The organism is Enterococcus sp. DIV1639a (genome assembly GCF_050530445.1).
GTDB classification, from domain to species: domain Bacteria; phylum Bacillota; class Bacilli; order Lactobacillales; family Enterococcaceae; genus Enterococcus_B; species Enterococcus_B hirae.
Genome location: NZ_CP172886.1, coordinates 2,842,614 through 2,853,961, shown reverse-complemented (window position 1 = coordinate 2,853,961; position 11,348 = coordinate 2,842,614). Strand labels below are relative to the sequence as shown.

7 protein-coding genes, 9 tRNA genes and 1 rRNA gene are annotated in these 11,348 nt (G+C 35.8%); 16 read left to right on the top strand and 1 reads right to left on the bottom strand.

The genetic code is table 11. The annotated features are described in order from the left end of the window. Positions 1-2 precede the first annotated feature (2 nt). The 15 genes from rrf to gor all read left to right on the top strand — a co-directional run bounded on the left by rrf (position 3) and on the right by gor (position 7,942). Positions 3-118 (top strand): 5S ribosomal RNA (gene rrf / locus IGJ32_RS13130). Between the two features lie 13 nt (positions 119-131). Next, a tRNA-Val gene (locus tag IGJ32_RS13125) sits at positions 132-204 on the top strand. 3 nt (positions 205-207) lie between these two features. Next, a tRNA-Lys gene (locus IGJ32_RS13120) sits at positions 208-280 on the top strand. Between the two features lie 8 nt (positions 281-288). After that, positions 289-370 (top strand) — tRNA-Leu (locus IGJ32_RS13115). Between the two features lie 23 nt (positions 371-393). Further along, positions 394-466, top strand: a tRNA-Thr gene (locus tag IGJ32_RS13110). 10 nt (positions 467-476) lie between these two features. Next, a tRNA-Gly gene (locus IGJ32_RS13105) sits at positions 477-548 on the top strand. 16 nt (positions 549-564) lie between these two features. Next, positions 565-650 (top strand) — tRNA-Leu (locus tag IGJ32_RS13100). Positions 651-660: 10 nt separating this feature from the next. Next, positions 661-734 (top strand) — tRNA-Arg (locus IGJ32_RS13095). Between the two features lie 18 nt (positions 735-752). Beyond that, a tRNA-Pro gene (locus IGJ32_RS13090) sits at positions 753-826 on the top strand. Between the two features lie 59 nt (positions 827-885). Beyond that, a tRNA-Arg gene (locus IGJ32_RS13085) sits at positions 886-959 on the top strand. A 130-nt stretch (positions 960-1,089) separates the two neighbouring features. Next, positions 1,090-1,560, top strand: a complete 471-nt coding sequence (locus IGJ32_RS13080; protein WP_034700167.1) for a CtsR family transcriptional regulator — start codon at positions 1,090-1,092, stop codon at positions 1,558-1,560. Positions 1,561-1,566: 6 nt separating this feature from the next. Further along, on the top strand, positions 1,567-4,047 hold the full coding sequence (locus IGJ32_RS13075; protein WP_010720716.1) for an ATP-dependent Clp protease ATP-binding subunit: 2,481 nt from the start codon (positions 1,567-1,569) through the stop codon (positions 4,045-4,047). 193 nt (positions 4,048-4,240) lie between these two features. Beyond that, entirely contained in the window at positions 4,241-5,164 is a 924-nt protein-coding gene (locus tag IGJ32_RS13070) for a peptidase U32 family protein (protein WP_081128994.1), read from the top strand. Positions 5,165-5,182: 18 nt separating this feature from the next. Further along, positions 5,183-6,424 carry a peptidase U32 family protein gene (locus IGJ32_RS13065; protein WP_010720714.1) on the top strand — a complete coding sequence of 414 codons (1,242 nt, stop codon included), beginning with the start codon at positions 5,183-5,185 and terminating at the stop codon, positions 6,422-6,424. A 171-nt stretch (positions 6,425-6,595) separates the two neighbouring features. Then, entirely contained in the window at positions 6,596-7,942 is a 1,347-nt protein-coding gene (gene gor, locus IGJ32_RS13060) for a glutathione-disulfide reductase (protein WP_053765987.1), read from the top strand. 108 nt (positions 7,943-8,050) lie between these two features. On the opposite strand, the gene IGJ32_RS13055 is transcribed toward gor, so the two are convergent. Beyond that, the gene (locus IGJ32_RS13055) at positions 8,051-9,484 is read right to left on the bottom strand and encodes a helix-turn-helix domain-containing protein (protein WP_063627736.1); all 1,434 of its coding nucleotides are present in this window, start codon (positions 9,482-9,484) and stop codon (positions 8,051-8,053) included. A gap of 371 nt (positions 9,485-9,855) precedes the next feature. Between IGJ32_RS13055 and IGJ32_RS13050 the strand changes: the two genes are divergently transcribed. After that, positions 9,856-11,277: a helix-turn-helix domain-containing protein gene (locus IGJ32_RS13050; RefSeq protein WP_010737210.1), complete on the top strand. Its 1,422-nt coding sequence runs from the start codon at positions 9,856-9,858 to the stop codon at positions 11,275-11,277. The last annotated feature ends 71 nt before the right edge of the window (positions 11,278-11,348 follow it).

The following is an 11,348-nucleotide window of genomic DNA, read 5'->3' as shown; positions in this document are numbered from 1 at the left end:
AGTGTGGTGGCGATAGCGAGAAGGATACACCTGTAACCATGCCGAACACAGAAGTTAAGCTTCTTAGCGCCGATTGTAGTGAGGGGTTGCCCCTTGTGAGAGTAGGACGTCGCCACGCTTAAGTTATCCATGGAGGTTTAGCTCAGCTGGGAGAGCATCTGCCTTACAAGCAGAGGGTCAGCGGTTCGATCCCGTTAACCTCCATATGAGCCGTTAGCTCAGTTGGTAGAGCATCTGACTTTTAATCAGAGGGTCACAGGTTCGAGCCCTGTACGGCTCATATTTTTTGCGGGTGTGGCGGAATTGGCAGACGCACTAGATTTAGGATCTAGCGCCTTACGGCGTGGGGGTTCAAGTCCCTTCACCCGCATAATATGATTTTTTTAATGACATGCCGGCTTAGCTCAGTTGGTAGAGCATCTGATTTGTAATCAGAGGGTCGAGGGTTCAAGTCCTTTAGCCGGCATCATAAACACGCGGAAATAGCTCAGTGGTAGAGCACCACCTTGCCAAGGTGGGGGTCGCGGGTTCGAACCCCGTTTTCCGCTTTGCCAAAGTAACAACGCCGGGGTGGCGGAACTGGCAGACGCACAGGACTTAAAATCCTGCGGTGAGTGATCACCGTACCGGTTCGATTCCGGTCCTCGGCATTACAAATATGCGCCCATAGCTCAACTGGATAGAGTGTTTGACTACGGATCAAAAGGTTAGGGGTTCGACTCCTCTTGGGCGCGTAGTCTTTTTTATATTTTCGGGAAGTAGCTCAGCTTGGTAGAGCACTTGGTTTGGGACCAAGGGGTCGCAGGTTCGAATCCTGTCTTCCCGATTTTTTATTTTTATTGATTTTTCTAGAAATGTATTTTATAATTTAAATGAACTGAATATGCGCCCATAGCTCAACTGGATAGAGTGTTTGACTACGGATCAAAAGGTTAGGGGTTCGACTCCTCTTGGGCGCGTTAATACGGAATCCTGCATTCCGTATTTTTTTATATTTTTAATGATTTCTAAGGGAAAAGTCTTTCTTCTTTCTTTCTGATATTAAATTCGCTATAATTAAGGTCAATATTAGTCAAAGGAATGAGTAAGATGGCGCATCAGAATACCTCGGATTTAATTGAATCATATATAAAAAAGTTTTTAGAAAAGAATGAAATGATTGAGATTCGCAGGATTGAACTGGCCGACCTCTTTAATTGTGTACCTTCTCAAATTAATTATGTGATTAATACTCGTTTTACGATTCAGCGAGGTTATTTGGTTGAGAGTAAACGTGGCGGTGGTGGCTACATACGGATTGCCAAAGTAAGAATTTCTGATAAAAGGCATATGTTGGAACAAGTGAATCAGCTATTCAATGAAACGATTAGTGAAAAAAATGCTTTTGCAATCATCCAAAAATTATATGAGGATCAAATTGTTACTAAAAAAGAAGGCAATTTAATGCTGAGCGCAATTGCCAAAAATACACTGAATGTAGATGGTGGGCTAGAAGATTATGTTCGTGCTCGAATTCTTCGAGCATTTCTTGAACGATTAAGCTATGAAGATGGGAAGTGAAGATGAATGGAAGAACTTTTTACGCAAAGAGCACAATTAGTATTAGAAATTGCACAAGATGAAGCAAAAAAGTTTAAGCATCAGTCTGTTAGTTCTGAGCATATTTTGTTGTCATTGGTTATTGAACCGAATGGAATTGCTGGGAAAGTACTACGTGAAGTTGGATTAACTGAAACAGACATCTACGAAGAGATTGAGCATTTGATTGGCTACGGTACAATGACTTCATATCCTCAAGGAACCTTTTTACCTTATTCGCCACGCATGAAACAAATTTTTGCATTGGCAAATAGTGAAGTAAGAAAAATGGGTGCTCAAAAAGTGGGAACGGAACATATCTTATTGAGTATGCTAAGAGATGAAAGTATCATGGCTACTCGGATGATGATCAATTTGGGAATCAGTTTAACGAAAGTCCGACAATCTTTGAAACAAAAAATGGGCATAAAAAATGATAGTCGTAATAATAGTATCCGTCGTAAAAACCCACAAGAAAAGCGTCAAATGGTAAAAGGTACTCCAACGTTAGATTCTTTAGCAAGAGATTTGACGAAGTTAGCGAGAGACGGAAAACTTGACCCAGTTGTTGGGCGTTCAAGAGAAGTAAAACGCTTGATTCAAATACTTAGTCGCCGAACCAAAAACAATCCTGTATTAGTAGGGGAACCTGGTGTTGGTAAGACAGCGATTGCTGAAGGTTTAGCCCAAAAAATCGTGATGGGTGAAGTTCCTGAAGAGATGCAAGAAAAACGCTTGATGATGTTAGACATGGGGTCTTTAGTAGCGGGAACAAAATACCGTGGAGAATTTGAAGACCGTATGAAAAAGGTGATTGACGAAATCTATAACGACGGTCAAGTCATTTTATTCATTGATGAGTTGCATACCTTGATCGGTGCCGGTGGTGCAGAAGGGGCAATTGATGCATCTAATATTTTGAAACCTGCTTTAGCTCGTGGAGAATTACAGACGATTGGTGCTACAACGTTAGATGAATATCAAAAGTACATTGAAAAAGATTCTGCCCTTGAACGCCGCTTTGCTCGAATTCAAGTAGATGAACCGACACCTGAAGAAGCAGAAGAGATTTTACGTGGTCTTCGTTCAAGATATGAAGAGCATCATGGTGTAGAAATCACTGATGATGCGATAAGAGCTGCGGTTCATCTTTCTGTACGCTATATCACTTCTCGTCAATTACCTGACAAAGCGATCGACTTGATTGATGAGTCAGCTGCTAAGGTACGCTTAGATCAAACAGATGATCTTTCGGAATCTACAGTAATTAAGTTGGAAATCGAACAATTAGTCAAAGAAAAAGAACGAGCAATCCAAAAACAAGACTTTGAAATAGCAGCACAATTGCGAAGACAAGAAAAAGCATTACACAAAAAATTAGTAAAACTATTGATACTAGAAGAAAAGCAGGAAAATGGTTATGCCGATCGTGTGACTGAAGAAGATGTAGCCACAGTCGTTTCTGAATGGACAGGTGTTCCATTACAACAACTGGAAAAGAAAGAAAGTCAGCGTTTATTGGAATTAGAAGCACTTTTACATGAACGTGTTGTTGGACAAGATGAAGCTGTCAAAGCAGTATCACGAGCGATTCGTCGGGCTCGTAGTGGGTTAAAAGATCCAAATCGACCAATTGGCTCCTTTATGTTCTTAGGACCGACAGGAGTTGGTAAAACGGAACTTGCCAAAGCTTTATCTGAAGTGATGTTCGGGGATGAAAACTCCTTGATTCGGGTTGATATGTCTGAGTTTATGGAAAAATACAGTACGAGTCGGTTGATTGGGTCACCTCCGGGCTATGTTGGGTATGATGAAGGTGGACAATTAACAGAAAAAATTCGACAAAAGCCCTACTCTGTCATCTTATTAGATGAAGTAGAAAAAGCCCATCCAGATGTATTTAATCTGTTATTACAAGTACTAGACGATGGCCATTTAACAGACTCTAAAGGTCGGAAAGTTGATTTTAGAAATACGATCATGATTATGACTTCCAATATTGGTGCAACCCAAATTCGAGAAGAAAAAAACGTTGGCTTCAATGTCCAAGACATTACCAAAGATCATAAAGCCATGCAAAAGCGTATTTTAGAAGAATTAAAGAAAACATTCCGCCCAGAGTTCTTGAACCGGATAGATGAAACAGTTGTCTTCCATTCATTAAGCAAGGATGAAATCCACTCCATTGTTCAAATTATGAGTCGAGCAATCGTCAAACGTTTGAAAGAACAGGATATCCAAGTGAAGATCACTCCGGCAGCAATAGATGTGATCGGAAAAGCTGGTTTTGATCCTGAATATGGCGCTCGTCCAATACGAAGAGCGTTGCAAAAAGAAATAGAAGATCGCTTAAGTGAAGCATTATTAGGTGGAGAAATCCATTTAGGCGATCAAGTGACAGTGGGAGCCTCCAAAGGAAAAATCACTTTGAATGTACGTCTTCCAAAAAAGTATGTAGTTGAATCATAGGAGTTAAAAAAGAAGTGAGAGAATTTTGTTCCACATAACGATTGAAGGTTATGGGCAAAAGGCTCTCACTTTTTTATTTTTTTTAACTTTTTTTCTTGTGAATTTAAATTCAAAAATCCACCAATAAATGTAAGAAGTGTTGGCAACTTTTTTAAGCTATGCTACTATTATGGAGTTGTAGGAGGAGGAAATGATGATCGAAATCATAACTACGGTAGAAACTTTTGAACAAGCAAAAGAATTACTTGAAGCAGGAACAGATACTTTGTATTTTGGCGAGGAACTATTTGGTTTGCGATTACCTGCGTCGTTTACAAGAGAAGAACAACGTCAATTAGTTGAATTGGCGCACACATATGGTAAAAAAGTAAATATTGCGATGAATGGGATTATTCATCCTGAAAAAATGAAAAAAGTACCTGAATATCTACAATTCCTGAAAGAAATTGGGGTAGATCAACTGACAGTAGGTGATACAGGTATCATATACACCATGAAGAAACATCCAGAATGGCGTATTCCCTACATTTTTGATGCAGAAACGTTAGTTACTAGTGCTAGACAAATCAATTTTTGGGCGAAAAGAGGAGCTGTTGGAGCTGTTTTAGCTAGAGAAGTTCCTTTTGAAGAAATGAAAGCCATGGAAGAAAAACTAAATGTTCCGGTAGAAATTCTAGTGTATGGTGCTACTTGCATTCATCAATCAAAACGTCCTTTATTGCAAAATTATTATCATTTTACCAAACAAGAAGAGCGAGTAGATCGTGATCGGGGATTGTTTATTTCAGAACCTAAGAAAGACGACACACATTATTCCATCTATGAAGACACTCATGGGACCCATATTTTTGCCAGCAATGACATCAACCTGTCAAAAGAATTAGGGTTATTGTATCAACATCAGTTCCGTACATGGAAACTTGATGGTTTATTTACCCCAGGAGAAAATTTTGTAAAAATTACCAAAGCATTTGTGGAAGCGAAAGAACAAATCCTTGCAGGTACTTGGAATGAGGAAAGTGCTGAAAAATTAAGCAAAAAGATAAGTGAATTACATCCTCAAAATCGTGAATTAGATACTGGCTTCTTCTATATTGATCCTGAAGCCATCAAGTAAGGAGTATGACGAGAAAAAATGACAACAAAAAGAAAATTGAAACGACCCGAAGTCTTAGCTCCAGCTGGGACACTTGAAAAATTAAAGACAGCGATTCATTATGGCGCAGATGCAGTCTATATTGGCGGAAATGCTTATGGACTAAGAAGTCGCGCAGGTAACTTTACCTATGAAGAGATGGCTGAAGGCGTAGCTTTTGCAAAAGCACATAACGCAAAAGTATATGTTGCTGCAAATATGGTGACACATGAAGGAAATGAAGAAGGTGCTGGAGAATTTTTCCGTCAATTACGTGATGTCGGAATTTCTGCCGTAATTGTTTCAGATCCAGCGCTGATTGAAATATGTGCGACAGAAGCACCGGGCTTACCGATCCATTTATCGACACAAGCATCTGCCACTAACTTTGAAACTCTTGAATTTTGGAAAGAAGAAGGATTAGAGCGTGTCGTTTTAGCTCGTGAAGTTTCTATGGAAGAAGTGGCTGAGATTCGTAAAAATACGGATGTGGAAATTGAAGCCTTTATCCATGGTGCGATGTGTATTTCTTATTCTGGCCGTTGTACCTTATCTAATCACATGTCAATGCGTGATGCTAATCGTGGGGGCTGTTCACAATCTTGTCGTTGGAAATATGGATTATTTGATATGCCTTTTGGCCAAGAAAGAAATCATCTGACAGAAAACGGCGAAATAGAAGAAGAATTTTCAATGAGTGCAGTAGATATGTCGATGATCGAGCATATCCCGGAATTGATTGAAAATGGGGTAGATAGCTTTAAGATTGAAGGAAGAATGAAATCAATTCACTATGTATCTACAGTTTCTAATGTTTATAAAGCTGCGGTCGACAGTTATATGGAAGACCCTGAAAATTATGTCTGCAAGCAAGAGTGGATTGATGAGTTATGGAAAGTGGCACAACGGGAACTTGCTACAGGATTTTATTACAATACACCAACAGAAAATGAACAATTATTTGGGGAACGTCGTAAGATCCCTGTTTATAAATTTGTAGGTGAAGTAATGTCTTATGATGAAAAAACCAAAATTGCAACGATCCGTCAACGAAATCTATTTTCTGTGGGAGATGAGATCGAATTTTATGGTCCAGGATTCACTCATTTTAGCCAAACGGTTGAGGTAATGTACAATGAAGAAGATGAATCCATTGACCGGGCACCAAATCCGATGATGATTTTAACTATGCCAGTGACACAACCTGTAAAACCAGGAGATATGATTCGGAAAAGAAAATAAAAGCATACGCTAATCAATCCAATAAAAATAAAGCATCAAAGTTATATTATCTGTTTAAACGTGTTAAACTTATTTTTTGTAAGGATAAAAAGAGTAGAGAAGAAATTTTTCTTGAAAATTTATCCAAAGTAAGAAGAAAAGCAAGCATCTTCTTAAATTAGGAGGCATAGCATGAAAACGTATGATTATATAGTTGTCGGTGGTGGTTCTGGAGGGATCGCCTCTGCGAATCGTGCCGGAATGCACGGTGCAAAAGTTTTATTAATTGAAGGAAATGAACTTGGTGGGACTTGTGTGAATGTTGGTTGTGTACCCAAAAAGGTGATGTGGCAAGCCAGCACGATTTTAGAAACAATGGAACGAGATGCTTCAAGTTATGGGATTCAAGCAGATGTAAAAAAAGTAGATTTTAGAGAGTTAGTTGAAAAGCGTGAGAAATATATTGACTTTTTACATGGTGCGTATCAACGTGGCTTGGATAGTAATCAAGTGGATGCAATTAAAGGATATGCTACCTTTATAGACAGTCAAACCGTGGAAGTAAATGGGGAAACCTATCAAGCAACAAAAATTCTGATTGCAACTGGTGGTAAGCCTAGCAAAATGACGATCCCTGGTGGCGAATATGCAATTGATTCAAATGGCTTCTTTGAGATGACAGAATTGCCAAAACGGACAATTGTTTTAGGAGCAGGTTATATTGCCGCAGAACTTTCTGGTGTTTTACACGGGCTAGGTAGTGAGGTAATGTGGGCGTATCGAAAAGAACGTCCATTACGAACTTTTGATAAAATGCTATCTGATAACTTAGTTGAGATGTATCAAGAAGCTGGGATCAAAACTTACGCTGGACATATAGCTAAAGAAATCATCAAAAACGACAATGAGTATACAGTTGTATTTGAAAATGGTGAACGACTCTCTGGTGATTGTGTATTGTTCGCAGGTGGTCGAGTGCCTAATACCGATCAATTAGGATTAGAAAATACCCAAGTAAAATTAGATGAACGTGGTTTTATAAAAGTTGATAAATATCAAAATACCACAGATCCACATATTTTTGCGGTGGGAGATGTGATCGGTAAAATTGATTTGACACCAGTGGCAATTGCTGCAGGTCGCCGTTTATCTGAACGGCTATTTAATGGGAAAGAAAATTCTTATCTAGACTATCACTTAGTACCAACAGTTGTATTTACCCATCCACCAATTGCAACGATCGGTGTAACAGAAGATGAAGCATTGGCTACCTATGGAAGTGATCAGATCAAAGTTTATCGTTCACGATTTACACCTATGTATTTTGCATTGAATGACTATCGACAAAAATGTGAGATGAAATTGATTTGCGTAGGAGAAGAAGAAAAAATCATTGGCTTACATGCAATTGGTATTGGTGTCGATGAAATGTTACAAGGTTTTGCTGTTGCAATTAAAATGGGCGCGACAAAAGCAGATTTTGATGATACGGTCGCTATCCATCCAACTGGTGCAGAAGAGTTTGTTACTATGCGATAGAAAGTATAACTATAGTGCGAGTCCAAAGTTAGTTTTTAGACTAACTTCAGGTCGCACTATATTTTTATGCTGTGATACCGATGTTAAACGAGCAATGATGTAACTCCCTTATGCATAAAGAAGTTCTTTTAGGTTGCTCCAAAAAGCAGAAGTGGGAATTTTTGATATTTTTAACATATTAGTCGAGATCTTCGTTTGATTTAGTTCGATATCAGTTAAAATTAGGTCATATTGATTGATTTTCACATAATCAACAGAGAAAATATTTTCTTGATACATATCAATTTTATATAACGACGGAAATTTTTTTAACAGCAGTTGTTTATAGAAAGACAAAATCCGTTCTTCCTGATAAGAAACAATGACGATGGATAAATGTTTTTTATAAGGAAGGAGTGTTGATAATAATTGTGGAGATAATGTAATCAGTTCTAAAAATAATTCTTCATAAAGTAATTGGTTTTCTTTGATTTCAGTCAAACCGGCTTGTTCGATTGACTTTTCATAAGCTGATAATAGTTTTTCTGATTCTTTGATAAATGTTTGTGACAAAAGATCTATGTATGTCGTCTTAAAGGATTGCAATCGTTCATTAAAATGGATAAAGTCATTTAGTCTTTGTATGTCATTAGGAGATAAGGTAATATCTATGCCCATATAATGATAAAAACTATGAACTAAATTTTGTAATTTCTTTTGCTCCATTAATTCATCATTTTTTGAATTAAAAAAATATAAATGACTATATGAACTTAATAGGTTATGGACATTTGACTTTGTAATACTAAAATTATATTTCTTTTCAATGATCGAACAAAGAACGGTACTTTTTGTCAATAAGTCAAAAAATAATCGTTCACTTTCGGTTTCTTTTTTTAAAGGGTAATCAATTATGTGTCGTTGTCCGATACGAATAATGGACGTATAAAAATAGTAACTATTTAAAATTAACTTATATGTACTTACTGAAGAAAACGTATGGTTTTTATTATGATAACGTTGTAACAAGTCAAATATATAGTCAAAATGTGGTAGTTGCTGCGGGGTATAAATTTCACGAAACATGCTACAAAAAAAATGCCGTATAAAACTTTCGTCACCTGTAATTTGTAACTGAGAAGCAACTTTGATCATGATTGGCCAGTTTCTTTCAGAAAAATATTCATTGATTTTAAAAATAATTCGCCGAATACTGGTTTCACTTAAAAATAATGTTTCAGCGAGTTTTGACAAAACAGGTTCATTGATAAAAATCGTTTTTAAGATTTGAACGTTCGTAGAATGATTTAGTATTTTTTTGATTAAGTCTTCCAGATTCATATCATTAGGCATTTTTAATGTTATGATTTGATACTGATCAATTTTAACGACAACAGGTGAATAGGTGTGGTTAAAAAAAACAATGTCACTTAATAATGTTTTTTTTGTCACATTTAATTGCTTTGTTAGCGTGTTGCACTCAATTGATGACATACCCAGAAGTAATGCTAACTTGACTTGTCTTTCTGAAGTTTTTTCCAGTATATTAAGTTCTTTCATCATCATTTTGGATTTCAAAATCTTAGAAATCGCTTCCTCCCACCTTTCTCTTATGGTATATAAATTATTTTATCATATATTTTTGTTATGTTAGTGTTTTTTTTATAAATTTCTATACTTGTTTTTTATTAACTTTATAGTAAATCGTTCATGGTTATTTGTTACATTGGTTATTATTGTATTTAGTTATTGTTATTTAAAAAATGAAATAAATATATTCTATATGTGTGGATTTTTAAATTTTATATTTTAACACAATTCAAATATTTTTGAGAACTTAAATTTCTAAAACTAGAAAAAAACATACGGGAAATTAAAGGAATTGACTGTACGATACTCTTACATGATGTTTAATAGAAGGGAGTTTTGTACTTATGGGGTTACTTGAAAAGCAATTAGAAAGACAAGTTACCTTACTTTATTTGTTAAATACTAGATCTTCCAATCTTAACAAACTAGCAAGGAAGCTGACAATTACCGATAAAACACTAATTGCTGATATTGAACACTTCAATGATTCCTATTTTCCTGTTCATATTGAGGTAAATAATCACAAAGAAGTGAGTTTGACGATACCGAACAATGTCAATTTAGATGATATTTTTGTTAAAATACTGAATAATTCAATTAATGTCAAAATACTAAAATACATAGTCATATACGAACCAACACTAACTGAAATTTCTCAATCTTTATTTTTGAGTAAAACAAGTATTCGCAGGATTGTGTCAAAAATAAACAATTATTTTTATACAGAGACCATAAATATTCAGATCGATTTACAAGCAAAATTAATGGTAGTTGGCAATGAAACGGAAATTAGACGTTTATTTGCATGTATGTTTAAAGAGATGTATCGAATACAAGAGTTTGCTTATTTTGATTCTATCTATCAATTAATACGTAGGTGTCTCAAAGCACAAAATAAAACGGCTAGTGCTCCTAAAATTATTTATTCGGTGTATTACATTTTTCTTTCGATCATTCGTATAGGTCACAAACACTTTGTACCGGAAGATGAGTTGGAGAATAAAGAAATGGTTGTCACTGAGCTTTTAACAGTAATTCAAAAAGATACAGTCTTTACAACGTTGATGAGTCAAAAATATAAGTTTAATGTAACTAGAAATAATGTAGCAAATGTCTTAAGTTCCTATTTCGGTTTGCTCTTTACAACAGATACTAATCGCCAGACAATCATGCCTAAGAAAATTGAAACTTTTCTTACTCATTTTTATTATTTACTTAATATTGAAGGATCGGTCAGTAAAAGGACAATCGACTACTTATCTGACTTTATCAATTTTTATAAAGAATTAATGATCTTTAAAGTCAGTTATGCGGATATATTTTATCAAAAAGTGATGCAAAACAATCCTAAGATTTGGCAAGCGTATCATCATTCGCTAGAAGTTGCAGAACTGAGCTTTATTGAAAAAAGTGAATTATTACATAAAGACTTATTTTTGGAATTACTTATTTCTTCCAATCAATTAGTACATATGATCGAACCACAAGTGAAAGAAAAGTCAATTTTGGTTTTAAGTACACAGGAAATTGGTGTCGCTTTACTTTATAAAAATATTATTTTAAACAAGTATCCTTTTTTTAAGCAGATTGATATTTATGAACAAGATGTCTTTTCAATTGATTACCAGGTGTTGAATCAATATGACTTGATACTAACAGATCTCTCCCTGAATTTTGAACGAATCAATGCGGATATTTTAAAAATTTCAAAAGTGCCAACGCCAATTTTTTGGTCGAATTTTGAGGCGTGTTTATATTCTTCCTAAGGACAACTTTTACGAGTGCCATCTTTTTTTATTTTTTGGAAAAAATAGGATAGAGCTAGCAAGAAAGTCAG